Origin of the sequence: Sphingomonas sp. BK345, assembly GCF_014193845.1 — a bacterium.
Taxonomy (GTDB): domain Bacteria; phylum Pseudomonadota; class Alphaproteobacteria; order Sphingomonadales; family Sphingomonadaceae; genus Sphingomonas.
The window spans coordinates 677647-701773 of sequence record NZ_JACHZX010000001.1 but is presented as its reverse complement, the minus strand read 5'-3'; the positions used below and the strand labels follow the sequence as shown (position 1 = coordinate 701773).

Genomic DNA, 24127 nt, shown 5'->3' with positions numbered 1-24127 from the left:
ACAATCCTCCCCTGGAAGGGGAGGTGGCAGGCCGAAGGCCTGACGGAAGGGTGACGCCGTTGGTGAGTCCAGCGCGCTTCGCCGACGGCGACACCCCTCCGTCGCGCTACGCGCGCCACCTCCCCTTCCAGGGGAGGATCTATTCTCGCTCCCTCACGTCGCCCTCACGATGCCTGCGCCGCGCCGGGGACGAGGTACCACGCCCCGTCCACCAGGATCACGCGCGACGCCGCGCCGTCGCGCCCGTCCACCGCGCGTGGCGCGCCCGCCGCGGTGACGCGACGGCGCGGCACGCGCTCGGTCAGGAGGATATCGTACGACTTGATCAGCCGGTAGAGCGTGGTTCGCCCGATGCGCAGCCGCTGCGCCGCATGGGTCAGATTGTTATCGGTGGCGAGCAGCGCCGCCAGGATCGCGTCGCGCTGTGCCGCGGCCATCGTGCCGCTGATCTGCCAGTCCGGAACACTCATTCGAGCACCTGTCACCGCACCGGAACGGCCCCATGGGGCGCGTCTATAGCCGGCCATCAGGTTAAGCCGTGCCATACGTCAGATCAACGCGCTATTAATCACCATTTCACGTGAAGTTCAGGTCTGGGGGGCGGAGGCGAGCCGCCGCTCAGCAGCAGCGACCACCGCCGCCGCGGTAGCGCGCCGCCTCGCGCTCGCGGAAGAACTGCGCGCGCGTCATCGCCTCGCGCCCGGGATGATGCTCGGCGAGGTGGCGTCGATAGGCGTCATAGTCGGGCTGGCCGACCATCAGCCGTGCGGTCTGCGCCAGCCGGCGCCACAGCGCGCTCACGCGGTCGCTCCCGCCGGCGGGATCTCGCTGACGCTCGGCCGGTCGAGCCGCCGTACCGCCAGGCAGGTGCGCACCGCGTAGACCAGGATCGCCGCCACCACCGCGAGGAACAGCGCGCACAGCGCCGCGTCGATCCGGTCGTTGAGCACGATCCGGTGCATCTCGGCGAGCGTCTTGGCGGGCTTGAGCACCTCGCCCCGCGCGGCGGCGACGGCGAAGCGGCGCGCGTGCGCCAGGAAGCCGATCGCGGGATCGGGGTGCGCCAGCTTCATCAGACCGGCGGTGCCGGTGCACAGCACCAGCCAGGTCGCGGGCAGCACCGTCACCGCGGCGTAGCGCGCGCGTTTCATGCGGAACAGCACCACGGTGGCGAGCAGCAGCGCCACCGCGGCGAGCATCTGGTTGGAGATGCCGAACAGCGGCCACAAGGTGTTCACGCCGCCCAGCGGGTCGGTCACCCCCTGGTAGAGGAAGAAGCCCCAGGCGCCGACGCACAGCAGCGTCGCGACCAGCCCGGGCACGAAGCCGCGCGTATCCCCGAAGCGCGGCACCGCCAGCGCGAGCAGGTCCTGCAGCATGAAGCGTCCTGCGCGCGTGCCCGCATCGACCGCGGTGAGGATGAAGAGCGCCTCGAACAGGATCGCGAAATGATACCAGAAGGCCTTCATCGCGGGGCCGCCGATCGCGTGCGAGAAGATCTCGGCCATCGCCACCGCCAGCGTCGGCGCGCCGCCGGCGCGGCTGATGATCGTGGTCTCACCGACCTGGCGCGCGGTCTCGGTCAGCGTCTCGGGCGATACGGGGAAGCCCATCCCGGTCACCGCCGCGGCGGCGGTGGCGGGATCGCCCGCGGTGATCGCGGCGGGGGCGTTCATCGCGAAATAGATGCCGGGATCGAGGATGCACGCCGCGACCAGCGCCATGATCGCCACCGCGCTCTCCATCAGCATCGCGCCATAGCCGATGAAGGCGGCGTCGCCCTCGCTCGCGATCAGCTTGGGCGTGGTGCCACTGGCGATCAGCGCGTGGAAGCCCGACACCGCGCCGCACGCGATGGTGATGAACAGGAAGGGGAACAGCGGCCCGGCCCAGACCGGCCCGCGGCCCGTGGCGGCGAAGTCGGTGAGTGCGGGCATGCGCAGCGGTGGCGCCAGCAGCACGATGCCGACCGCCAGCGCCGCGATCGCGCCGATCTTGAGGAAGGTCGAGAGATAGTCGCGCGGCGCCAGCAGCAGCCACACCGGCAGCAGCGACGCCACCGCGCCGTAGCCGATCAGCCCGACGCATAGCGCCACCGGCGTCAGCGTGAACCACGGCGCGAGGCTCGCGCTCGCCGCGACCGACTGGCCGAGCAGGATCGCCGCGACGAGCCCGACGACGCCGATCACCGACACCTCGCCGATCGCGCCCGGTCGCAACCAGCGCGTGTAGCCACCCATCACCATGGCGAGCGGCACGGTGGCGACCACGGTGAACAGCCCCCAGGGGCTCTCCGCCAGCGCGCGCACGACGATCAGCGCGAGCACCGCGAGGATGATCACCATGATCATGAAGGCGCCGACGAGCGCGATCGTGCCCGGCACCGCGCCCATCTCCATTCGGATCAGCTCGCCGAGCGAGCGCCCGTCGCGCCGCATCGAGATGAACAGCACCATGAAGTCCTGCACCGCGCCGGCCAGCACCACGCCGGCGAGGATCCACAGGGTCCCCGGCAGATAGCCCATCTGCGCGGCGAGCACCGGCCCGACCAGCGGCCCCGCGCCCGCGATCGCCGCGAAATGGTGGCCGAAGAGCACGCGCCGGTCGGTCGCGACATAGTCGAGCCCGTCGGCGCGGCGCACGGCCGGCGTGGCGCGCGCCGGGTCGACCCCGACGACGACGCGCGCGATGTAGCGGGCGTAATAGCGGTAGGCGACGAGGTACACGCAGAGCGCCGCGGCGACGATCCACAGCGCGTTGACCGGCTCGCCGCGCACCGACGCGACCACGCCGAGGCAGGCGGCGCCGGCGAGCGCGAGCAGGATCCATGGTAGGTGCCTGGTCATCGTCGCTCGCTCCCCGCTCTCACGCTCCCGCTATGCGCGCTCAGGCCCGGCGCGATCAACGGGGCACGTGTCAGAAGCGCAGCCCCAGCTCCAGCCCGATCGTGCGGCGCTCGTTGAAGAAGCCGCCGGTTCCCACCAGCCTGGTATATTCGCGATAGAACAGGTGCTGCTCGTCGAATAGGTTGCGGCTCCACAGCGCCAGCTCGACCGCGGCGCCGGGCGAGACGGCGACGTCGGTCAGCGCGACGCGGCCATTCACCACCACGTCGGCGGCGCCGCGCGGCTGGCGCCGGTCACGCTCCGGATCGTTGTAGTTGGCGTAGAAGCCCGAGTCGGCGTTGGCATCCAAATGCGCGCGCAGCGTCCCGCCGGGCACGTCGGCGTTATAGTCGAACGCGCCGCTGATCGCGTCGCGCGGCGTGCAGACCGGGTAGAGCCGCACCGGCGTCGTCACCACCAGACCGTCGGTCTGCGGGAACGGGTTGGCGGTCGGCGGGATACGCAGGTCGGTGCGCGCATAAGAGGCGGTGAGCGTCAGCCCCGTCGTCGGTGCGAGCGTGAGATCGGCCTCGGCACCGCGCAGCCGGCCGCGACCGGGGGCGTTGAAGGTCTCGGTGGTGGTACGCGTCGACTCCAGCACGCGACCGGCCTGATCCTTCTGCAGGTACTTGGCGGTGAAATCGACCTGGATGCCGGCGTAGCTGCCGGCATAGACCGCCAGGTTGAGCCGCGCGCGGCGATCGAACCACTCGCTCTTGGTGCCGAGCTCCCACACCGAGACGCTCTCCGGCGCGAAGGGCGCGTACGTGAGCGAGCGCGAGTTGGCGCCGCCCGAGCGATAGCCGGTGCTCCACTTGGCGTAGGCGTGGAGGTCGGGCCCGGCGTCAGCGGCGAGCGTCACCATCGGGTCGAGGCGCGACCAGCGCGCGTCGAGCCCGCGCGGTGCCACCACGCCGTTGACGCTCGGCGTCCTGTTGTTGACGATGTAGAGGCTGCCCGCCTTGGCGTCGCGCGACCAGCGTAGCCCGCCGGTGAGATGCAGCCACGCGTCGGCCAGCGGCGGCGTCCATGTGGCGTGGCCGAAGGCGCCGAGGCTCTCGGCGGTGACCCGGCTGGCGCGGTCGATCGGCTGCGTCGCGGGCGTCAGCGAGAGCAGGGTGGCGGCGGTGCCCCGCTCGTTCCAGCGCATCGTGTTGAACGCCTGCGCCTGATCGCCGACCCGCTCGCGAAAATAGAGTGCGCCGGCGAGATAGTGGAGCTGCGGCGTCTCGCCGATCAGCTGCACCTCCTGGCTCCACTGGCGCTGATCGAACGCCGCCAGGCTGTAGCGCGCGAAGGCGCTGCGCGGCGCGAACACCGACTTGGTCGCCGAGCCGTTGTCATATTGCGACTGGGTCATGGCACGCGACGCGCTGATCGACTTGAGCTCCAGCCCAGGCGCGGCCTGCCAGTCGAGCGTGAGGCGGTGTCCGTGGGTACGGCCGACGCTGTCCTGCTGCGGCACGCCGACGGCGGCGACCCGGACCCGGCGCGGCGTGATCGGCTGCGCCGGCGCCTGCGGCTTCGTGTCGGTGGTGACCGTCTGGTAGTAGAGCGGGGAGGAGCCGTCATAGGCGGTGTCGAACGCATAGTCCGCGCTGAGCCCCTCGACCGGGTGCCACAGCGCCGCGAGGTGCGCGCCGCGGCGGTCGTAGAAGTCGAACGGCGTCTGGCCGGTCAGCGGGTTGCGCACCAGTCCGCCGCGTGCGGTGACGAGCCCGTCGAGCTTCACCGCCACGCCGGCAGCGCGGGCAGGTCGAGGTGGACCTCGCCGCTGTACGCGCCCGCATCGCCGATCCCCGCGCCGGCGCGCAGCTTCAGTTCGCCGCTCGGCGCGCGGGTGACGATGTTGACCGCGCCGCCCTCGGTGTTGCGGCCGAACAGCGTACCCTGCGGCCCGTTTAGCACCTCCAGGCTGGCGACGTCGTACAAAGCGGTGCCGAGACCCTGCGCGCGGCCGAGATAGACGCCGTCGACATAGACGCCGACGCCCTGGTCGCGCGCGGGCTGGTTGCTGTCGGCGAGCACGCCGACGCCGCGTATGTTCACGATCAGCGCAGAAGTGCGCGAGTAGAAGGGCGCGACCCGCAGCGACGGGATCGCGCCGTCGCGCAGGTCGCCGAGCGACTGGACGTGGCGATCGCGCAGCGCGGTCGAGTCGAGCACCGACACCGCGATGGGGGTTTCTTGCAGGTCGGTGCGGCGGCGCTGCGCGGTCACGATCACCTCGCCGAGCGCGGGGGCGGGGTCGGTCGCGGTATCGCCGGTGGGTAAAGGAGCGGGCGGCAGCGTCTGCGCCGCGGCGGGCGCGCAGAGCAGGGCCCCGGCGATCGACAGGAGAAAGGCATCGTAACGGTAGAAGATGGTCATGGTCCACACCCCGGTTGCCGGCGCGGGAGCTAGGCCTGCTCGGCGACAGTCGGGTGACCGGGCGAGGCGGTTCGCCGTCTTGGGTTATCCGCTCTGCTCGGGCGGGCATGGCCCGCGCAGCTCGTGCCCTGCAGAGGTTGGAGCCTGGGTGGGAAACGGTAGCGACCTGAGCCCCGACCTCGCCGTATCGGGGTTTCGGCCTCCGCCGGGCACGAGGCTGTTGTCCTCAGGTCGCCGCGGCTGCGGCGGCCGCGCGGAGCGGCTCGGGCGCGCTGTCCGGCGCAGGCGCGGCGCGCTCCGATCCGCGCGGGTCGGCGCCGTGGCGGTTGGGGCCGCGCGTGCCCGGCAGCAGCAGCAGCGGGGCCGCCACCGGGACAAGCAGCCACCAGCCCGAGCGATCGGCGTCATGCAACCGGCGCGCGTGCACCGCGACGCCCGGCGCGGCACCGAACAGCAGCACGAAGCCCAGCGCCGCGAGCAGCACGCCGCCTCGCGCCATCTCGGGGCGCAGGTCGAGCGCGCCGAGCCAGGGCGCGGCGAGATCGGGCGCGTGCCAGGCGAGCGCCAGCGCGGCGAGCAGCGTGAGGTCGAAACCGAACAGCTCGCGCCGCGTCGCGCGCCCGGCGAGCTCGCCGTAGAGCCGCCACGGCCGGGTGAGATGCTCCATCGCTCGCCTCCCTCGACGCGCCTGCGCCGTAGGGGAAACTTAGCGTGGGGGCGGGGTAGGGCGGCGATGTCGAGCGGGGCAGTGGCCCGTTCTGGCGGGCGGCGATGGGCGCGGCGCCCGAGCGCGTGAACCGACTCACTCAGCTGTCACACGCCCCGTCGCTCAGTCGCGTCGCACGCCCACGTCGCGGAAGGCGCGCGGCTCGATCGGCGGGATGGCCGACTCGTTGAGCGCGCACTGCCACAAACCGACGTCGATCCAGCGTCCCTGCTTGTAGCCGACCTCGCGGTACACGCCGGCACGTCGGAAGCCGACCGCCTCGTGCAGCGTGATCGAGGCGTCGTTGGGCAGCGCGATCACACCGATCGCCTGGGTGAAACCCTGCGCGCGCAGTGTGTCGACCAGCGCCTCGTACAGCAACCGGCCGACGCCCTGCCGCTGCGTCGCGCCGGCGGCGTAGATCGAGGTCTCGACGACGTAGCGATAGGCCGGACGGTCGCGGAAGCGCGTGGCATAAGCGTAGGCGAGCAGCCCGCGCTCGCCGCCGTCCTCGCCGCGCGAGACCGCGACCATCCAGGGGTAATAGCCGTCCCACTCGAGGATGCGGTCGCGCATCGCCGCGGCGTCGGGCGCCTCACTCTCGAACGAGACCGTACCCTGCAGCACATAGGGCGCGTAGATCGCAGCGATCGCGGCGGCGTCGTCGGCAGTGGCGGCGCGGATCGCGATCGGGCCGGGCGGCATTACAGCCCCACCTTGGCGAGCACGAGCTGGAGCAAGGTCCGGTCCGCCGCGCTGGCGCGCACCGGGCCGAGCCCGGCGCACTCGAGGCATTGCGCGCGCACGGTCGCGCCGGTCAGCATCCGCTGCGCGTCGCCGAGCGCGACCGCGAACGCCTGCTGACGCTGCCACGCCAGCTGGCCGACCGCGTCGGCGGGAGCGCCGGCGTCGTCGTCGTCCTCCTGGCTGGCCAGCTGCTGCGCGATCTGCGCGGCGAAGCCCGGTTTCTTGTCGAGATAGACCACCGGCGGCTTGTCCTGGTCGAGCTTGGCGCGACGCGCCGCCTCCCTCACCGCGGCGTCGAGCCCGCCGAAGCGGTCGACCAGCTTGAGCTGGTGCGCGATCCCGCCGACCCAGACGCGACCCTGGCCGATCTCGTTGACCCGCTCGACGGGCAGCCGGCGCGACTGCGACACGCGCGTCAGGAACTCGCGATAGCCGTGCTCGATGCCCGACTGCACCACCGCGTCGAGCTGCGGCGTGGTGCCGGCGAGCAGGTCGGGCTGGCCCGACAGCGGCGTGGTCTTAACTCCGTCCGCCGAGAGGCCGATCTTGGCGAGCGTGTTCTCGAACGTGGGAATGATGCCGAAGATGCCGATCGAGCCGGTGATCGTGCCGGGCTCGGCGAAGATTACGTCGCCCGGGGTCGACACCCAATAGCCGCCCGAGGCGGCGAGCCCGCCCATCGACACCACCACCGGCAGGCCGCGGCGCTTGGCCTCCAGCACCGCCAGCCGGATCTTCTCCGAGGCCAGCACCGACCCGCCCGGCGAGTCGACGCGCAGCACCAAAGCCTTGAGCTTGTTGTCGATCATGCCCTGATAGAGCAGCTTGGCGATCGTGTCGCCCCCGGCGGTGCCGGGCTGCGCCTCGCCGTCGACGATCTCGCCCGCGACGGTGAGCACGCCGATCTGACCGGTCTTGGGCAGCGGCGCGGCGTCGACATAGGGCTGATATTTGATCGTGCGGAACCAGCCCGCGGGCTTGCCGTCGTCCCCGCCGGCGAGCTGCGCGACGCGGCGGCCGAAGGCGACGCGGTCGCCGAGCTTGTCGACCAGCCCGGTGGCGACATTGGCCTGGGCGACATCGCCCTGCGCCTGCTGGACGAGCTGCGCCGGCTGCGCCAGCCACGGCGCCACCTGCGCCTTGGGCCGCGCGCTCGCGATCGACTCGCGCCACTGCTGGAAGAGCGTGCCGTACAGTTCCTGGCTGGCGGCGCGCGCCTCCGGGCTCTGGTCGGTGCGGGTATAGGGCTCCACCGCCGACTTGAACTTGCCGACACGATAGACGTGCGCGTTGACCCCGATCTTGTCGAGCAGCCCCTTGTAGTAGAGCTGGCTGCCGCCCGGGCCGGCAAAGATCGTCCCGCCCAGCGGGTTCATCCAGATCTCGCTCGCCGCCGAGGCGAGGCGATAGCCCGCGTCGGTGTAAGCGGTGGCATAGGCCAGCACCGGCTTGCCCGCCTTGCGCGCGCGCAGCAGCGCGTCCTGCACTTCGCCGAGCGACGCCGGATAGCCGCCGCCGAACTTGTCGAGATCGAGCACGATCGCCTTGACGCGGTCGTCCTGGGCCGCCGAGTCGATCGCGCGCAGCAGGTCGCGCAGGCGATATTGCTTGCCGATCTGCTGACCGCTGAGCAGCGCGGTGGGCTGGATCTCCTCCGGCTGCTCGACGATCGGGCCGTCGAGCGCGAGCAGCAAGGCGCCGTCCTTGATCGCGCCGGGGCGCGAGCGCGCGTTGAGCGCGGCGAACAGCAGAGCGAAGAACAGCAGCATCGCCGCGAGCACCAGCGCGTCCTTGATGCCCACCAGCAGCTTCCAGGCGCCGCGCACCAGTTTCATCGTGATTATCACCTTCTCGCGGGAGAGTCGCGCGGCGTCCAGCCTAGCCCGGCGTGTATCAAGTGAGCAATACGCTTTGGGTTGCCCAGAACGCCTGACCTCCCAGCTTCGGTCACGCGGAGGAGCGAGCCGGCACCGTCGCGGCCTCGTCTCGGCAGGCACGAGCCGCCACGACCGCGGTCGCGACTGTTCCAGCGCTGCCGCTCGAAAATTTCCGTATCCGATCGGCGCCGCCCGCCATGCCGCTCCTAAGGAGCACTCAAGTCACGGCTTTGCAGTGACGGCGATGTCGCGCCGCAGGCGGGTGAGCATGCGCTGCGGACCAGCAACGGCGCGGCACGCGGGGGTCTACAGGGGCAGAATTCGATGATGTTGGTCAAGTCCGCGCGCACGACGGTATTACATGGCATCTCCACCGTCGCGGTGCTGACCGCGGTCGCCGCCTCCGCACAGACGAAGGACGCCGCGGCGCCGGACATCGACCAGCGGCAGTCCGGAGCGCCCTTCGAGCCGCGCAACGAGATCGTCGTGACGGGTACCCTGTTCCGCGACTCGAACACGACCTTGATCTCGCCGGCCACGGTGCTGACCGCGGCGACACTCGAGCGCGCCAACATCACCACCGCGCAGGAAGCGATCCGCTCGGTGTCGGCCGACGGCGCGGGCTCGATCTCGACCGGCTTTCGCAACGGCTTCTCGGCCGGGGGCGCCGCGGTGTCGCTGCGCGGTCTCGGCGTGTCCTCGACGGTGATACTGATCGACGGGCTGCGCTCGGCCAACTTCCCGCTCAACGACGACGGGCACAACGCCTATGTCGACCTCAACTCGATCCCGCTCAGCACCGTCGACCATATCGAGGTGCTGAAGGACGGCGCCTCCTCCACGTACGGCGCGGACGCGATCGGCGGCGTGGTCAACCTGATCAGCCGGAAGAACGTCCAGGGCATCGACGGTTCGGTCCAGGCCGGCACCACCGCGCACGGCGACGGCTCGCATTATCGCGCCACGCTGACCGCGGGGTTCGGCGACTATAAGGAGCAGGGCTTCAACTTCTACCTTAACAGCGAGTACACGTCCGACGGTTTCATCACCAATCACTCGCGCGGTTACCCCTTCAACACGCTCGATCTCCGTCCGAGCGGCCTGGCCGATCGCAACCGCAACGACGACTCTTTGACTGCCGCGAACCCCCAGGCGGTGGTCACGCGGGTGACGCAGAGCGATCTCAACGATCCGCTCACCGGCCGGGCCGGAGCGCCACTCACCAAACAATATCAGCTGCTCGATCCGAACGGCTGCCCGCACGGTACCTTCACCTCGACCGAGAAGGACGCGCAGGGCGTCGGCTGCGCGCACAACCTCGTCGACGATTATTCGATCATCCAGCCGCGCCAGCAGCGTTACTCGACCACCGGCCGGCTCACCGCGCGGCTGGGCGATCGGCTCGAGATGTTCGCGAGCGGCAGCTATTCGCACTCTGACCTGAGCATCACCGGCGCGCCGTCCGCGATCCGCCAGATCCAGCCGTTCGGCGGCTCCCCCCACGATCGCGTCGAACAATCCGGGGATCGTGCTGCCGGTCTATGTCTGCGCGGCCGGGGTGAACTGCGCCGTCGCGGCCGACCGGAGGCTGAACCCGAACAATCCCTACGCCGCCGCTTATGCCGACCACCCCGGCGAGGGGGCCGCGCGCATCTATTACCTGTTCGGCGACATCCCGGGCGCGAGCGAGCGCTACGTCGACGTGTTCCGCGCCACCGCCGGTATCTCGGGGACGTTGGGAGAGGGCCTCAGCTTCCGCCTCAACGGCGTCTACGCGCGCGACAATTTCAACCTCACGCAGCATGGTGCGATCAGCATCCGGGGCTTGCTGAGCGCGATCAACACCGGCGCCTATGACTTCGTCCATCCGGAGCAGAACAGCGCGGCGGCGCGGGCGCAGGTCTCGCCCGACCGCATCACGCCGTCCTCCTCGACCGTGGCGACGGTCGGCGGATCGCTCATCAAGGCGGTGACGGCGCTGGGCGGCGGCGACCTCAACGTCGGCGCCGGCTTCCAGCTGCGCCGCGAGACGCTGATGAATCGCAGCCAGAACGCGGACCAGAGCTACTACGGGCTGAACACCTCCTCGGCCCAGGGCCGCCAGACCGTGAGCGCGGGCTTCTTCGAGGTGAACGCACCGTTCACGCGCGGCCTCGATGTCGATCTGTCCGGCCGGTACGACCATTACTCGCAGGGCTACGGTCATTTCTCGCCCAAGCTCGGCGCCAAGCTCACGCCGGTCGAGCCGATCGCGTTTCGCGCCACATACTCGCAGGGATTTCGCGCGCCGACGTTCGCCGAGAACAATCCGCTCAGCAGCTATGCCGGCTTCTCGACCTTCTCTCCGCCGGCGAGCTTCGTCGCGGCGCATGCCGGCAACGCGAGTTATGGCACCAGCTACAGCATCGGCAGCGGGGCGAGGGGCAATCCTGACATCCTGCCGGAGGTCTCGCGGAGTCTTACGTTCGGCACCATCATCAAGCCCGCGCGCTGGCTCGACCTGACCGTCGATTACTATCACATCAAGAAGTCGAACCTGATCGTCAGTGGCCCGCGCCGGAGCGAGGCGATAGCGGCCTATTACAGCCAGCCCAACAAGGCCGCCGGCTGCGATGCGCTTGCCAGGGTGGCCAAGGGATACGCCTGCAACGTCGTCGACGCGCCCGACCCGGCCAACCCCGAGGCCCTGCCGCGTCTGCTCGTGTTCGACGTGCCATACGTCAACGCCAACGACGAGGTGAGCTCGGGCCTCGACGTGCAGGCCAACGCGCGGATCCGGCTGGCGTCCGGCGTCCGCCTGATCGAGCGTCTCGACGCCACCCGCGTGCTCCGGCTCGACCTGGTGACGCCCGATGGCGTGGTGCAGCGTTACGCAGGGACGCTCGGACCATATGAGCTGTCGTCGGGCAGCGGCACGCCGCGGATCCGCGGCAATTGGCAGAACGCGCTGGAGGTCGGCGCCTTCTCGCTCGCGACGACGACCTATTATGTGGGCCGGATCAAGCAGGTCGCGGCCGATCGCATCGCGCCCGTGGGCGGCGTGATCGACCTCTCGTGCCAGCATACGCTGGCACCGATCAACAAGGGCGGTGACGTCGGCACGCAATGCTATGTGCGGCCGTTCCTCTACGTCGACCTGAACGCGGGCGTGACCGTGAACGACCAGCTGCGCTTCTTCCTGAACGTGGAGAACGTCACCGACGCACGCGCGCCGCTCGCGTCGGCGGCCTACGGCAGCAATCCGAACTACCTGAGCAGCTGGCATTATGCCGGGCTGGTCGGGCGCAACTTCAGCGCGGGCGCGAGCGTGCGTTTCTGAGGGCGCGCGGCGGAGAGTAGCCGCTGTCACGGTAGCGGCCCCGCTTCGAGACGCCACTTCGACGGGCTCAGTGGCTCCTCAGCACGAACGGTGGCGGATCGGTCGCTTCCGTTCGCGCTGAAGAGAGCACGAACGGTGGCGGATCGGTCGCCTTCCGTTCGCGCTGAGGAGGGGCTGAGCTCGCCGAAGCTTCGTCTCGAAGCGCAGCCGCGAGGCTGCCGCCGCGCCCGTCGCCGCGCCCCGGCGAACACCCGCGTGCACCGCGGCACAATCTCCTCTACGGCACGCCGCGATGCATGGTGCCGCCACCCTCCACCCACTGACCGAGCGGGCGCCCGCCACGTGGCAGCGCGAGCTGCGCGCACTCGCCGCGCTGGCGGGGCCGCTGGTCGGCGCCAACCTGCTCCAGATGGCGGTGTTCGCGATCGACGTCGTGTTCGTCGCGCGGCTCGGGCCGGTCGAGTTCGCCGCCGCCACGCTGGGCGTGTTCCTGTTCAACCTGCTCGCCTTCGCGCTGGTCGGGCTGGTCGGCGCGGCCGAGCCGCTGATCGCTGCCGCGCTCGGGCGCCGCATCGGCGCGGTGCGGCAGGTGCGGCGCTCGTTCCGCATGGCTTTGTGGCTCGCCGCGGCGGGTTCGCTGGTGGTGATCGCGCTGCTCAACCTCGCCGAGCCGATCCTGCGCCTCGCCGGGCAGGACGCCGCAGTGGCGGCGCGCGCGGGCAGCTTCTGCCGCTTGCTCTCGCTCGCCGCGCCCTTCGCGGTGGCGGCGGCGCTGATGCGGCTCACCGCCGCCGCGCTCGGGCGGCCGGGCTGGGCGCTGGTGGTGACCTTGCTCGCGCTCGGCGTCGCGGTCACCGCCAACTGGTGCCTCGTCTTCGGCAACGCCGGCTTCCCCGCGCTGGGGCTGGAGGGCGCCGCGATCGCGAGCCTGCTCACCTCGCTCGCCACCGCGGCGAGCTACGCGGTGATCCTGTCGACCGATCGCCGGCTGCGCCGCTTCCACCTGTTCGGCAATTGGTGGCGCACCGAATGGCCGCGGATGATCGAGATCGCCAAGCTCGGCGCGCCGATCGCGCTCGGCTGGATGGCGGAGGGCGGCCTGTTCGGCGGCGCCGCGCTGCTGATGGGGCTGATCTCGGTCACCGCGATCGACGCGCACGCGGTCGCCCTCAACATCGCCGCGGTCGCCTTCCAGGTCCCGTTCGGGCTGGCGCAGGCGGCGACGATCCGCGTCGGCTTGGCCTATGGCGCCGCCGACCCGCGCTGGGTCGGGCGCGCGGGCGGGGTCGCGACCGTGTCCGGCATCGCGGTGATGGTCGTCAGCGCCTCGATCCTCTGGGCGGTGCCGGGGGTGCTGGTGCGCGCCTATGTCGATCCGGCGCGCGAGGTGGCGGTGGCCGCGCTCGCGGTCGAACTGCTCGGCGTCGCCGCGGTGTTCCAGCTGGTCGACGGCGCGCAGGCGGTCGCCGCCGGCGTGCTGCGCGGCGTGCAGGACACGCGCGTGCCGATGATGATCCAGGTGTTCGGCTATTGGGTGATCGGCTTCGGCATCGCCGCGCTGCTCGGCTTCACCTTTGGCTGGGGCGCGATCGGCATCTGGTGGGGGCTCGCCGCCGGGCTCGGCGTCGTCTCGGCGCTGCTGATCTGGCGCTGGTCGGTGCGCGCGCGGCTCGGCCTGCTGCCTGACCCGGCCGCACGCACGGCCTGACGCACGGTTCCCGAAAAATCGCGCAACCCCGGTTGACCGCCGCGGGCACGCCCCACATATGCGGGGCGCTGGCACTCGCCCCACGGGAGTGCCAAACAACTGTCACATACCTTTAGAGAGGTAAGAGCAATGAACTTTCGTCCGTTGCACGACCGCGTTCTCGTCCGCCGCGTTGAGGCGGAAGAGAAGACGGCCGGCGGGATCATCATCCCGGACACCGCCAAGGAGAAGCCGCAGGAGGGCGAGGTCGTCGCCGCCGGCACCGGTGTCAAGGCCGAGGACGGCAAGGTCACCCCGCTCGACGTCAAGGCCGGCGACCGCATCCTGTTCGGCAAGTGGTCGGGCACCGAGGTCAAGGTCAACGGCGAGGACCTGCTGATCATGAAGGAGTCGGACATCCTCGGCGTCATCGCCTGAGACCGTCCCGGCAACTCAACGTTATCAACAATCGTTCATCTGAAAGGGTAGCCACATGGCAGCCAAGGACGTGAAATTCGGCCGCGACGCGCGCGAGCGCATCCTGCGCGGCGTCGACATCCTCGCCGACGCGGTGAAGGTCACGCTGGGGCCGAAGGGCCGCAACGTCGTGATCGACAAGAGCTTCGGCGCGCCCCGCATCACCAAGGACGGTGTGTCGGTCGCCAAGGAGATCGAGCTCAAGGACAAGTTCGAGAACATGGGCGCGCAGATGGTGCGCGAAGTGGCCTCGAAGACCAACGACATCGCGGGTGACGGCACCACCACCGCCACCGTGCTGGCGCAGGCGATCGTCCGCGAGGGCATGAAGTCGGTCGCGGCCGGCATGAACCCGATGGACCTGAAGCGCGGCATCGACCTGGCGGTGACCAAGGTCGTCGCCGATCTCCAGGCGCGCTCCAAGCCCGTCTCGGGCTCGCAGGAAGTCGCGCAGGTCGGCATCATCTCGGCCAACGGCGACCGTGAGGTCGGCGAGAAGATCGCCGAGGCGATGGAGAAGGTCGGCAAGGAAGGTGTCATCACCGTCGAGGAGGCCAAGGGCCTCGAGTTCGAGCTGGACGTCGTCGAGGGCATGCAGTTCGACCGCGGCTATCTGTCGCCGTACTTCATCACCAACCCGGAGAAGATGTCGGTCGAGCTCAACGACCCGTACATCCTGATCCACGAGAAGAAGCTGTCGTCGCTTCAGGCGATGCTGCCGATCCTCGAGGCGGTGGTGCAGTCGGGCCGTCCGCTGCTGATCATCGCCGAGGACATCGAGGGCGAGGCGCTCGCCACGCTCGTGGTGAACAAGCTGCGCGGCGGCCTCAAGGTCGCGGCCGTCAAGGCGCCGGGCTTCGGCGATCGCCGCAAGGCGATGCTCGAGGACATCGCGATCCTGACCAAGGGCGAGGTCGTCAGCGAGGATCTCGGCATCAAGCTCGAGAGCGTCACGCTCGGCATGCTCGGCACCGCCAAGCGCGTGTCGATCGACAAGGACAACACCACCATCGTCGACGGTGCGGGTGATGCCGAGTCGATCAAGGGCCGCACCGAGGCGATCCGCCAGCAGATCGAGGTGACCACCTCGGACTATGACCGCGAGAAGCTCCAGGAGCGCCTGGCCAAGCTGGCCGGCGGCGTGGCGGTGATCAAGGTCGGCGGTTCGACCGAGGTCGAGGTGAAGGAGCGCAAGGATCGCGTCGACGACGCGCTGCATGCGACCCGCGCCGCAGTCGAGGAAGGCATCGTCCCGGGCGGCGGCACCGCGCTGCTGTACGCGACCAAGGCGCTCGACGGTCTCAACGGCGAGAACGACGACCAGACGCGCGGCGTCGACATCGTCCGCAAGTCGCTGACCTCGCTGGTCCGCCAGATCGCGCAGAACGCCGGTCACGACGGTGCGGTGGTCTCGGGCAAGCTGCTCGACGGCAACGACACCTCGCTCGGCTTCAACGCCGCGACCGACACCTACGAGAACCTGGTCCAGGCCGGCGTGATCGACCCGACCAAGGTGGTGCGCACCGCGCTGCAGAACGCCGCGTCGGTGGCGGGCCTGCTGATCACCACCGAGGCGACCGTCTCGGAGCTGCCCGAGGACAAGGCTCCGGCCATGCCCGCCGGCGGCGGCATGGGCGGCATGGGCGGCATGGACTTCTAAGCCGCTGACGGTCCCGCGCCGGCTCAGGCCGGGGCGGGGCCAGTCACGGTCGGTCCGCCGATCCGTCTCGCACGAGACGAGCGACACCCGGGCAGTATGCGCTGCCCGGGTGTTGTCGTATGGGGGCAGGGGCGTTGCGCTTTATCGCATCACCTGTTCCCCGGCCAAGGCCGGGGCCCAGTCGGGAGGGCCGTAGTGGGATTTACTCGCGTCCCCCATCTGGGCCCCGGCCTTCGCCGGGGAACAGGAAGAGGGAATGAGGTGGATCAACGATGACCGCCCCTCACGCCACCCCGAACGGCACCACCCGGTTCGTCTGCGTGTGCCCCACCTCGGCGCGGCCGAGATACGGCACCCCCAGCTCGCCGCACCAGCGCGTCATCATCCCGTCGAGCGGCTCGCCCCAGGCGGGGTCGTTCTCCTTCACCGCGGTCACCGCGCCGAGCCGTACGCCCGCCAGGCTGCGCAGCTGGGTGGCGTTGCCGAGCGTGAACAGCATGCGGTCGATCGCGTACATCGCCTCGGACACCTCCTCGACGATCAGCACATGGTCGGCGAGGTCGGGGAGGTAGGGCGTGCCGACCAGCGCGGCGAGGATCGAGAGGTTGAACGCCGCCGCGGGACGGCCGTCGAGCCCCGGCTCCAGCCCGGCGCGGTCGCGCCGCGCGAACCAGCCGAGCGCGCGCGCCACCGTCGCGTCGCCACCGTGGCGCCGGATATCGCTCGCCATCGGCCCGTGCACCGGATGGCCGATCCGCCGCGCGTAGAGCGCGCCGAGCAGAAAGCCGACGTCGGAATAGCCGAGATAGGTCTTGCGCCGCGCCGCCTCGCCCAGCTGCGGCATGATCGTCGCGAGCAACCGGTTCGAGCCATAGCCGCCGCGCAGGAACCAGATGCCGTCGAAGGCGGGATCGTTGGCGTACTCGAGGAAGGCGGCGGCGCGCACCGCATCCGAGCCGGCGAAATGCCCGTCGTGCGCGTAGCATTGCGGGTGGAAGACCAGATCGATCTCGGGGAAGGCGAGCGCGGCGAAGGCCGAGACCGGCGCGATCACGTCCGGGTTGGCGACGCTGCTCGCCGCCAGCACTCCGATCCGCATCGCGCACACTCCCGCTTGCCACCCGCCCGGTGAAGGCGGATAGCCCGGCGCCATGCATGACGGCAACGTGGCGGACCAGCGTTTCTTTCTGGTGGGTATCGGCGGATCGGGGATGATGCCGCTGGCGATGATCCTGCGCGGGCGCGGCGCGACCGTCGAACGGAAGAGATTATCACTCTGAAAATGCCGTGATGGCGTAGTCAACGGTTTCCTAATCGCAGATATAAGTGAAATCGTCATCCAACAATGTACAATTGCGTCAGCCTCATCAAGTGAGCGAGGCATAGTGATGACTGAGGTAGATACTGCGGAATTGGTGTATCACACAGCCGGAGCCGGTCCGTGTCCGCAGCCAGATGGTCAGCCATGCGAGGAAGGCACCGAGCCCGGGCCCGAAGTCGTGGTCGTCGGGAAGAACCCGCCACCCGCCGCTGACGTCGGCACACCGATCATCATCGGCGGCGGTACACCCACGCCGCCGACATTCAAAGTAAGCGGTCGTACATGGTGTCAGCCGGCGAAGAGCGGGTTCGACGACGCAATGAACAAGCTTTATGAAGGCTCGGCAACCGCCAGGCAGGTGATCGACCAGGCGCACTCAAACAACGCAGCCTTTAATCTAATCAGGATTGATACGGCGGATGGTGGCAAACAGGATCTGTTTGACACTCAAAACAACACTGTGTCGTGGGATCCCTTTTCTTACCCTAGCTGGGATGAAAATGGAGTGACTAAGTCTGTTCCCGCGGTTCTGGCGCTGGCGCACGAGATATGTCATGCCGCTTTGCCCGGATCTCCCGAAATGGATGCAATCGATAAGGCGAACAAGATTGCCACCGGATATAACGGCTACTTTGGCACTAAGTTTGAGGCAGGCCGAACCACGCATGGTGATGGAAAATATACGAACACTGACTCGATTGCCTCTACAACCTATTCGATCTCGCGGGGGGATCAGAGCTGTGGTTAACCGATCCAAGTAATTAGAACGTTGAAGGACGGCTCATGCTTAATCTTATTGCCGCGCTCCCGCTGGTGTCGTTGGCGCTGACGCAAGGCGGCATCGAAGTCGTGCGCCGTCCTCCCTCGCTTACCCTTCCTACCTGCCGTCTAGGCAAGCAATACAGGCGGGTCGAGCGGCTAAACGCGGCGCCGGCGATTGCGGATGAGTTCGCGCGTCAGCATCTGCGCATCGCGGAGAGGGACGCTCCTTTTCGACTCAACGATGTAGCCGCGGCGACGAGCCCGCCGGAGCGGCAGTTCCTCCGCGCCTATATGGGACGGCACGAGACAATCGTCTGGTATTATCTCGGCGGGCTTGTTGGCGGGGTGCGGGTAGTGCGGCTCATCGGCGACGACCGGTCCGCCGGCGGCGCACGGTGGCATCTCAGCGGTGACATTCTCTTGGGACCACCCTGTGCCGCAACTCGCGCGCTCTTGGCGGGTGTCCGCTCGACCGGACAGCAATTCTGAGCGTCGCACGGCGAAGTCCCGACACTCCCGCTTGCCACCCGCCCGGTGAAGGCGGATAGCCCGGCGCCATGCATGACGGCAACGTGGCGGACCAGCGTTTCTTTCTGGTGGGTATCGGCGGATCGGGGATGATGCCGCTGGCGATGATCCTGCGCGGGCGCGGTGCGACCGTCGCGGGCAGCGACCGCGGGCTCGACCAGGGCCGTGTCCCCGCCAAGTTCGAGGCGCTGCGCGCGCTCGGCATCGATCTCTTCGCGCAGGACGGCAGCGGCGTCACCGCGCCCGAGCAGATCGTGGTCGCCTCCGCCGCGGTGGAGGAAACCGTGGCCGACATGGTCGCGGCGGCGCGGCTCGGCTGCCGGCGGCTGTCGCGCGCCGAGCTCAACGCGCGGCTGTTCAACGCCAGCGCGCTGCCGATCGGCGTGGCGGGGACGAGCGGCAAGTCGACCGTCACCGGCATGATCGCCGCGATCCTCGGCGCTGCCGGGCGCGACCCGACGGTGATGAACGGCGCGGTGATGAAGCATGTCGCGCGCGCCGACCGCCCCTTCGCCAGCGCGCTGGTGGGGCAGGGCGACGCCTATGTGAGCGAGGTCGACGAGAGCGACGGCTCGATCGCGCTCTACGCGCCGCAGGTGGCGGTGCTGAACAACGTCAGCCTCGATCACAAGTCGCTCGACGAGCTCAACGCGCTGTTCGGCGACTTCCTCGCCAAGGCGCACCACGCCGTGGTCAACGCCGACAATGCCGACGCCGCGACGCTGGCGCTGCGCCTGCCGCCCGCGCGCGTGGCTCGCTTCTCGCTGCGCGACGCGGGCGCGGACCTGTACGCCGACGGGGTCGAGGAGGCCCCGTTCGCCGCGCGCTTCACGCTTCACCACCGCGACGAGCGCCGAGCGGTGGCGCTGCAGGTGCCGGGGCGCCACAACGTTGCCAACGCGCTGGCGGCGATCGGCGCGGCGCTGGCGGCGGGGGTCTCGCTCGACGCCGCAGTGGCGGGGGTGGAGCGGTTCGAGGGCCTGCGCCGCCGCTTCGATCTCGTCGGCAGCGCCGCGGGCGTGACGGTGATCGACGACTTCGGGCACAATCCCGACAAGATCGCCGCGACGCTCGACACGCTCCACGCCTTTCCCGGTCGGCTGATCGTGCTGTTCCAGCCGCACGGCTACGGCCCGCTCAAGGTGATGCGCGTCGAGCTGGCGGCGATGTTCGCGGGGCGACTGGCGGCAGACGACCTGCTGGTGCTGCCCGACCCGGTCTACCAGGGCGGCACGGTGACGCGCGAGGTGACCAGCGCCGACGTGGTGCGCGACGTGGGCGTGGCGGGGCGGCAGGCGATCCACATCCCCGATCGCGCGAGCGCGGCGGCGCACTGCGTCGCGGTGGCGCGGCCGGGGGACCGGATCGTGGTGATGGGCGCGCGCGACGACACGCTGTCGCTGCTCGCGGCGGAGATGGTGGCGATGCTGGACGGGCGGGGCGGCTAGATCCTCCCCGCAAGGGAAGGGGGACCGCTGCCGCAGGCGAGTGGCTCTCCACCTGGCGCAGCGCTTGTGGAAGCCCCCCTCCACCACGCCGCTTCGCGGCGCGGTCCCCCTCCCCGTGCCGGGGAGGATCTCAGTAGCTTACCCCAGCGCCGCCGCCGCCACCGCGCGCGCGTCCGCCCGGTCGCCCGCGCTCGCCTCCGCCAGCGCCAGCTCCGCCGCGAGCTCGCGCTCCAGCGCCGCCCGGCGGGCCACGCGTGCCGCATTGTCGAAGGCCTGCGCCGGGTTCTTCGAGTAGGTCGCGAACAGCTCTCCCGCTGCCACGTCCTCCAGCCACTTGCCCTCCAGCGGCAGCGCCAGCTGCCGCGCCGCCGCGACGAGCACCTCCCTCGGCGCGGCGAAGAAGCGCTCGGCGTCGAGCGAGCGGGCGTTCGGCCACGCTGCCAGCGCTGCCGCGAAGCGCGTCATCTGCGCCGACCACAGCCGCGCCGCCCGAACCGCGTCGGGTGCGCCCGCGAGGTCGCCGAGGTGCGGCGCCAAGTCGGTTGTGACGCGCCGCAGCCACGCGCGGTGCGTGTCGCTGCGCAGGATCGCGAGCGCATAGTCGCGCAGCGGGAAGTAGAGCAGGATCGCGCGCGCCTCCGGTTGCGCCGCCGCCAGCGCGGGCAGCAGGAAATTGACGGGCACGTTGGCCTTGACCAGCGTCGGCGCGTCGTCGCGGTAGCGCCGGCCCAGCATCGCCCCGACCAGCGCCAGCCGCGCCGGGTCGGGCGCGAGCGCGGTCTGGCGCAGCGCCTGCGGCTCGCGCAGCACCAACCCGCCCTCGACAGAGTCGAGCGCGCGCGCCAGCAGCGTCGAGCCGCAGTGCGCGACATGGAAGATCCAGGCGGTCGCGCGCGGCGCGGGCGGATCGCGCAGCATCGCCACCGGCAGCCGCATCTCCTGCGGCGCCGCCGGGGCGATCCGCGCGTCGAGGAAGATCGAGCGGTGATAGGCGGCGCGGTCCATCGGCACGAACACCGCCGCGTCGCGCTCGAAGCGCTGGAGATAATGGTCGGGCGAGGCGTACAGGTCGGCGAGCGTCAGGGCCATGGCACGCTATAGCGCCGACGGTCGCTCCTCGCTAATCCAGTAAGTTATGCCGGATATCACGCTGCCGGGGCCGGGCCGCCCTCATGTCCTGATCGTGGCCGAGGACGCCGAGCGGCTCGCCGCGCTCGACCGCGACGAGGTCGTCGACCTGTATCGCACGCACGGCGCGCTGCTGTTCCGCGGCTTCGGCGCCGACGTCGACTCGTTCCGCCACTTCGCCAAGCGTTTCTGCCGCACCGCCGTGGTCAACGAGAGTCCCGGCCGCAAGCCGATCGATCCCGCCGCCAACATCCACACCGTCGACGGCGGCACCGGCGCCTTCGCGCTCCACCCCGAGCTGTCGCGCGAGCCGTGGAAGCCCGACGCCGCCTTCTTCGCCTGCCTCTCAGCACCGACCCGCGGCGGGCAGACGACGATCTGCGACGGCGTCGCGCTGGCGCGCGAACTGCCCGAGGCGGTGCGCGCCGGGCTGCTGCACCGCCGGCTGCTGTACATCAAGCCGGTCTGGCCCTCGCTGCTGCGCTACTGGCTCGGCACCGAGACACCGAGCGACTCGCAGCTTGCGGCGCCGCCGTCCGCCTGCCCCTATCAGTTCCGGCGTTTCCCCGACGGCACGATCGTGCGCTTCTTCTCGCGCCCGGCGCTGCACCGGCCGATGTTCGCCGACGCGCCCGCCTTCGGCAATTTCCTGCTGTTCGCGCGCTTCAACAACAACCGGCCGGACCATCCCGTGCTCGACGACGGGCGCCCGGTGCCCGAGGCGTGGCTGCAGGCGATCAAGGCGGTCGGTGACCGGCTGATGGTACCGGTCGAGTGGCGGAACGGCGACGTGCTGATGCTCGACAACACGCGCTTCCTGCACGGCCGCACCGCGATCACCGATCCCGGGGAGCGGCTGATCGCGACCTATTTCGGCTACGTCGATTTCGCGCGGCCCGATCCCGAGGAGCCGGCCGACGCGATCTGGCGCCGCGAGGATTTCGCCCCGCCGCTGCCGCCCGATCACCCGCGGCTGCGCGAGCAGGGGATGCGATAGGGGCGGCGCGAGGGTGGGGCCCGCACTCTCTACCGTCATCCCGGCCTTGAGCCGGGATCCATCGCGCCGCATACACCACCACTGAGGCGCTCGTGGCACCATGGATCCCGGCTCAGGGCCGGGATGACGAGAAAAGCCCCCCTCAGAACAGCCCGAGCGCCGCCACTTCCTCCTTCGCCAGGTCGATCCCGAACATCAGGCTGAGCCGCATGCGATAGACGCGCGGGTCGGTGATCTCGCCCGCGGCGGTGTTGCCGGCGGCGCGGCGGCGGTAGGCGCGGTCGGTCAGCGCGGCGAAGCCGTGCGGCAGCACGATGCTCACCACCGCGCGCTGGGTGAAGCGGCTCGCCGGCGCACTCATCGCCCAGTGGTTGCTCATCGCCAGGTCGCTGTCGTGCACCGCCTCGGTGGTGAAGCTGTACTGCGGCTGCCAGCTCGTGCCGTTCCACCCCGCCGCGGTGCGCCCGTCGGTGCTGACCGGATCGCCGTCGCGCAACAGCAGCCAGCCGCCGTCGTCCTCGCGCGCCAGCCGGAAGCGCGCGCCGTCGGGCGCGGTCGCCTCCTGGTCGGCGACCAGCGGCATAACCGGCGCGTAGCTCGCGCCGAAGCCGGTGTCGGCGATCCACTCGGCGCCGTCGATCGTCACCAGCGACAGCGCGTGGTTGCGCGGCGGGGTCGCCTCGGCGCCGAGCCACACGCGCGCGAGCAGCGGGCGCGCCGTCATCTCCAGGGCGGCGAGCGCGTCGAGCAGCAGCCGGTTGTGCTCGAAGCAATAGCCGCCGCGGCGCGAGGCGACGAGCTTGGCCGCGACGGAATCGCCGTCGATCGCGATCGCGCGGCCGAGCCGCACGTCGAGATTCTCGAACGGGATGGTGAGCCGGTGCGCGAGCTGGAGCCGCGCCAGCCCCGCGGCGTCGCGGGTGGGGCGCGCCGGCAGCTCGATGCGGGCGAGATAGGCGTCGAGGTCGAACATGCTGCCGCGCTACCTCAGCCGCGCGCGGATGAGAACGGATTTGACCGCAAACCTTTGCACCGGCATCCCCGGCCTCTGACAGGACAGGAGGCGAGGATGGACGAGGTGACCGGGCTGGAACTGCGCTCGACCGTGGACGAGGGCGGCACGCTGACATTGTCGCTCGAACCGGTGACACTGTCGCCGCCGCAGGGCGACGAACTGATCGTCCGCGTCGAGGCGGCGCCGATCAACCCCTCCGATCTCGGGCTGCTGCTCGGCCCGGCGGACGTCGCCACGCTGGCGCGCGGCGGCAGCGCGGAGCGGCCCGAGCTGCGCTTCCAGGTGCCGCGCGAGCGGATCGGCGGCGTGCGCGCGCGGCTCGGCCAGTCGCTGCCGGTCGGCAACGAGGGCGCGGGCACGGTCATCGCCGCGGGTCCGGAGGCGCAGGCGCTGGTGGGGCGCACGGTCGGGATGATGGGCGGCGCGATGTACGCCCAGTATCGCAAACTGCGCGCGCGCGACGTGGTGCCGCTGCCCGACGGTGCCAGCGCGGCGGACGGCGCGGCGATGTTCGTCAACCCGCTGACCGCGCTCAGCTTCGTCGAGACGTCGCGGCAGGAGGGGCATAGCGCGATCGTTCACACCGCGGCGGCGTCGAACCTCGGGCAGATGCTTCAGAAGATCTGCCTCGCCGACGGCGTTCCGCTGGTCAACGTGGTGCGCAGCGAGGCGCAGGCGGCGCTGCTGCGCGATATCGGCGCCGCCCACGTGCTCGACAGCCGCGCCGAGGACTTCCGCCGCCGTCTCGCCGACGCGATCGCGGAGACCGGCGCGACAATCGCGTTCGACGCGCTCGGCGGCGGCACGCTCGGCAGCGACATTGTCCAGGCGATGGAGCAGGCCGCCAACCGCCGCGCCACCGAGTACAGCCGCTACGGCTCGACCGTGTTCAAGCAGCTGTACATCTACGGCGCGCTCGACACCGCGCCGACGACGCTCAACCGGCTGGCGTTCGGCTTCCAGTGGAGCGTCTCGGGCTTCCTGCTGACGCCGTGGCTGCAGAAGGCCGGGCGCGAGACGGTGGCGCGGATGCGCCAGCGCGTGGTCGACGAGCTGACCACCACCTTCGCCAGTCGCTACACCCGCACGATCGGCCTGGCCGAGGCGCTCGATCCCGACGTGCTGCGCGCCTATGAGCGCAAGGCGACCGGAGAAAAGTATCTGATCGACCCAACGCGATGAGGCGGCGGGGCGCGGCGG

At 70.4% G+C, this 24127-nt stretch carries 21 protein-coding genes and 1 pseudogene; 11 read left to right on the top strand and 11 right to left on the bottom strand.

The genetic code is table 11. The annotated features are described in order from the left end of the window. Window positions 1–164 precede the first annotated feature (164 nt). From FHY03_RS03070 to sppA, 8 genes are all read right to left on the bottom strand, one after another. Window positions 165–470 carry a helix-turn-helix domain-containing protein gene (locus FHY03_RS03070; protein ID WP_183921792.1) on the bottom strand — a complete coding sequence of 102 codons (306 nt, stop codon included), beginning with the start codon at window positions 468–470 and terminating at the stop codon, window positions 165–167. A gap of 148 nt (window positions 471–618) precedes the next feature. Then, window positions 619–801, bottom strand: a complete 183-nt coding sequence (locus FHY03_RS03065; protein ID WP_183921791.1) for a YbdD/YjiX family protein — start codon at window positions 799–801, stop codon at window positions 619–621. Next, window positions 798–2846 carry a carbon starvation CstA family protein gene (locus tag FHY03_RS03060; RefSeq protein ID WP_183928668.1) on the bottom strand — a complete coding sequence of 683 codons (2049 nt, stop codon included), beginning with the start codon at window positions 2844–2846 and terminating at the stop codon, window positions 798–800. Before FHY03_RS03060 ends, FHY03_RS03065 begins: the two co-directional genes overlap by 4 nt. A gap of 70 nt (window positions 2847–2916) precedes the next feature. Beyond that, window positions 2917–4623: a TonB-dependent receptor gene (locus tag FHY03_RS03055; RefSeq protein WP_183928666.1), complete on the bottom strand. Its 1707-nt coding sequence runs from the start codon at window positions 4621–4623 to the stop codon at window positions 2917–2919. Continuing rightward, window positions 4614–5255: a TonB-dependent receptor plug domain-containing protein gene (locus FHY03_RS03050; RefSeq protein ID WP_183928665.1), complete on the bottom strand. Its 642-nt coding sequence runs from the start codon at window positions 5253–5255 to the stop codon at window positions 4614–4616. The genes FHY03_RS03055 and FHY03_RS03050 overlap by 10 nt, the downstream gene beginning before the upstream one ends. A 226-nt stretch (window positions 5256–5481) precedes the next feature. Then, complete coding sequence (locus FHY03_RS03045; RefSeq protein ID WP_183928663.1) at window positions 5482–5922, bottom strand: DUF805 domain-containing protein; 441 nt, start codon at window positions 5920–5922, stop codon at window positions 5482–5484. A gap of 162 nt (window positions 5923–6084) precedes the next feature. After that, the gene (locus FHY03_RS03040) at window positions 6085–6666 is read right to left on the bottom strand and encodes a GNAT family N-acetyltransferase (RefSeq protein WP_183921787.1); all 582 of its coding nucleotides are present in this window, start codon (window positions 6664–6666) and stop codon (window positions 6085–6087) included. Beyond that, window positions 6666–8543 carry a signal peptide peptidase SppA gene (gene sppA / locus FHY03_RS03035; protein WP_183928661.1) on the bottom strand — a complete coding sequence of 626 codons (1878 nt, stop codon included), beginning with the start codon at window positions 8541–8543 and terminating at the stop codon, window positions 6666–6668. Before sppA ends, FHY03_RS03040 begins: the two co-directional genes overlap by 1 nt. 366 nt (window positions 8544–8909) lie before the next feature. Here sppA and FHY03_RS20915 point away from each other — a divergent pair. The 5 genes and pseudogenes from FHY03_RS20915 to groL all read left to right on the top strand — a co-directional run. After that, a pseudogene (locus FHY03_RS20915) lies at window positions 8910–9395 on the top strand (TonB-dependent receptor plug domain-containing protein); the annotation flags it as partial. A gap of 748 nt (window positions 9396–10143) precedes the next feature. Further along, a complete protein-coding gene (locus tag FHY03_RS20910) occupies window positions 10144–11904 on the top strand; it encodes a TonB-dependent receptor domain-containing protein (protein WP_311721293.1) in 1761 nt (586 codons plus the stop codon). Window positions 11905–12196: 292 nt separating this feature from the next. Then, window positions 12197–13612, top strand: coding sequence for an MATE family efflux transporter (locus FHY03_RS03025; RefSeq protein ID WP_183928658.1), 1416 nt, complete (start codon window positions 12197–12199; stop codon window positions 13610–13612). Between the two features lie 129 nt (window positions 13613–13741). Further along, complete coding sequence (gene groES, locus FHY03_RS03020) at window positions 13742–14029, top strand: co-chaperone GroES (protein ID WP_132909544.1); 288 nt, start codon at window positions 13742–13744, stop codon at window positions 14027–14029. Between the two features lie 55 nt (window positions 14030–14084). Next, window positions 14085–15728: a chaperonin GroEL gene (gene groL, locus FHY03_RS03015; protein WP_183921783.1), complete on the top strand. Its 1644-nt coding sequence runs from the start codon at window positions 14085–14087 to the stop codon at window positions 15726–15728. A 283-nt stretch (window positions 15729–16011) separates the two neighbouring features. Here the strand turns inward: groL and FHY03_RS03010 are convergent, their stop codons facing one another. Beyond that, window positions 16012–16827 carry an LD-carboxypeptidase gene (locus tag FHY03_RS03010; RefSeq protein WP_183928656.1) on the bottom strand — a complete coding sequence of 272 codons (816 nt, stop codon included), beginning with the start codon at window positions 16825–16827 and terminating at the stop codon, window positions 16012–16014. 52 nt (window positions 16828–16879) lie between these two features. Between FHY03_RS03010 and FHY03_RS20905 the strand changes: the two genes are divergently transcribed. The 4 genes from FHY03_RS20905 to FHY03_RS02995 all read left to right on the top strand — a co-directional run bounded on the left by FHY03_RS20905 (window position 16880) and on the right by FHY03_RS02995 (window position 19787). Beyond that, the gene (locus FHY03_RS20905; RefSeq protein ID WP_260158625.1) at window positions 16880–17008 is read left to right on the top strand and encodes a hypothetical protein; all 129 of its coding nucleotides are present in this window, start codon (window positions 16880–16882) and stop codon (window positions 17006–17008) included. 108 nt (window positions 17009–17116) lie between these two features. Next, window positions 17117–17797: a hypothetical protein gene (locus FHY03_RS03005; protein WP_183928654.1), complete on the top strand. Its 681-nt coding sequence runs from the start codon at window positions 17117–17119 to the stop codon at window positions 17795–17797. 35 nt (window positions 17798–17832) lie between these two features. Next, the gene (locus tag FHY03_RS03000; protein ID WP_183928652.1) at window positions 17833–18300 is read left to right on the top strand and encodes a hypothetical protein; all 468 of its coding nucleotides are present in this window, start codon (window positions 17833–17835) and stop codon (window positions 18298–18300) included. 68 nt (window positions 18301–18368) lie between these two features. Then, entirely contained in the window at window positions 18369–19787 is a 1419-nt protein-coding gene (locus FHY03_RS02995) for a glutamate ligase domain-containing protein (RefSeq protein ID WP_183928650.1), read from the top strand. 138 nt (window positions 19788–19925) lie between these two features. Here FHY03_RS02995 and FHY03_RS02990 read toward each other — a convergent pair whose 3' ends face one another. Then, window positions 19926–20876, bottom strand: a complete 951-nt coding sequence (locus FHY03_RS02990) for a hypothetical protein (protein WP_183928648.1) — start codon at window positions 20874–20876, stop codon at window positions 19926–19928. A gap of 46 nt (window positions 20877–20922) precedes the next feature. Between FHY03_RS02990 and FHY03_RS02985 the strand changes: the two genes are divergently transcribed. Next, window positions 20923–21912, top strand: a complete 990-nt coding sequence (locus FHY03_RS02985; protein ID WP_183921777.1) for a TauD/TfdA family dioxygenase — start codon at window positions 20923–20925, stop codon at window positions 21910–21912. Window positions 21913–22054: 142 nt separating this feature from the next. Here the strand turns inward: FHY03_RS02985 and FHY03_RS02980 are convergent, their stop codons facing one another. Continuing rightward, window positions 22055–22885 carry an arylamine N-acetyltransferase gene (locus FHY03_RS02980; RefSeq protein ID WP_183928646.1) on the bottom strand — a complete coding sequence of 277 codons (831 nt, stop codon included), beginning with the start codon at window positions 22883–22885 and terminating at the stop codon, window positions 22055–22057. 96 nt (window positions 22886–22981) lie between these two features. Here FHY03_RS02980 and FHY03_RS02975 point away from each other — a divergent pair, with 96 nt between their 5' ends. Further along, complete coding sequence (locus tag FHY03_RS02975) at window positions 22982–24109, top strand: zinc-binding dehydrogenase (protein ID WP_183928644.1); 1128 nt, start codon at window positions 22982–22984, stop codon at window positions 24107–24109. Window positions 24110–24127: the final 18 nt, after the last annotated feature.

Coding starts and splice junctions, on each gene's coding strand:
- FHY03_RS03025 (WP_183928658.1), top strand. CDS start 12,197: ATGCATGGTGCCGCCACCCTCCACCCACTGACCGAGCGGGCGCCCGCC.
- FHY03_RS02995 (WP_183928650.1), top strand. CDS start 18,369: ATGCATGACGGCAACGTGGCGGACCAGCGTTTCTTTCTGGTGGGTATC.
- FHY03_RS03070 (WP_183921792.1), bottom strand. CDS start 470: ATGAGTGTTCCGGACTGGCAGATCAGCGGCACGATGGCCGCGGCACAG.
- FHY03_RS02985 (WP_183921777.1), top strand. CDS start 20,923: ATGCCGGATATCACGCTGCCGGGGCCGGGCCGCCCTCATGTCCTGATC.
- FHY03_RS03000 (WP_183928652.1), top strand. CDS start 17,833: ATGCTTAATCTTATTGCCGCGCTCCCGCTGGTGTCGTTGGCGCTGACG.
- sppA (WP_183928661.1), bottom strand. CDS start 8,543: ATGAAACTGGTGCGCGGCGCCTGGAAGCTGCTGGTGGGCATCAAGGAC.
- FHY03_RS02975 (WP_183928644.1), top strand. CDS start 22,982: ATGGACGAGGTGACCGGGCTGGAACTGCGCTCGACCGTGGACGAGGGC.
- FHY03_RS02990 (WP_183928648.1), bottom strand. CDS start 20,876: ATGGCCCTGACGCTCGCCGACCTGTACGCCTCGCCCGACCATTATCTC.
- FHY03_RS02980 (WP_183928646.1), bottom strand. CDS start 22,885: ATGTTCGACCTCGACGCCTATCTCGCCCGCATCGAGCTGCCGGCGCGC.
- FHY03_RS03040 (WP_183921787.1), bottom strand. CDS start 6,666: ATGCCGCCCGGCCCGATCGCGATCCGCGCCGCCACTGCCGACGACGCC.
- FHY03_RS03045 (WP_183928663.1), bottom strand. CDS start 5,922: ATGGAGCATCTCACCCGGCCGTGGCGGCTCTACGGCGAGCTCGCCGGG.
- FHY03_RS03050 (WP_183928665.1), bottom strand. CDS start 5,255: ATGACCATCTTCTACCGTTACGATGCCTTTCTCCTGTCGATCGCCGGG.
- FHY03_RS03010 (WP_183928656.1), bottom strand. CDS start 16,827: ATGCGGATCGGAGTGCTGGCGGCGAGCAGCGTCGCCAACCCGGACGTG.
- groES (WP_132909544.1), top strand. CDS start 13,742: ATGAACTTTCGTCCGTTGCACGACCGCGTTCTCGTCCGCCGCGTTGAG.
- FHY03_RS20905 (WP_260158625.1), top strand. CDS start 16,880: ATGCATGACGGCAACGTGGCGGACCAGCGTTTCTTTCTGGTGGGTATC.
- FHY03_RS03005 (WP_183928654.1), top strand. CDS start 17,117: ATGACTGAGGTAGATACTGCGGAATTGGTGTATCACACAGCCGGAGCC.
- FHY03_RS03060 (WP_183928668.1), bottom strand. CDS start 2,846: ATGACCAGGCACCTACCATGGATCCTGCTCGCGCTCGCCGGCGCCGCC.
- groL (WP_183921783.1), top strand. CDS start 14,085: ATGGCAGCCAAGGACGTGAAATTCGGCCGCGACGCGCGCGAGCGCATC.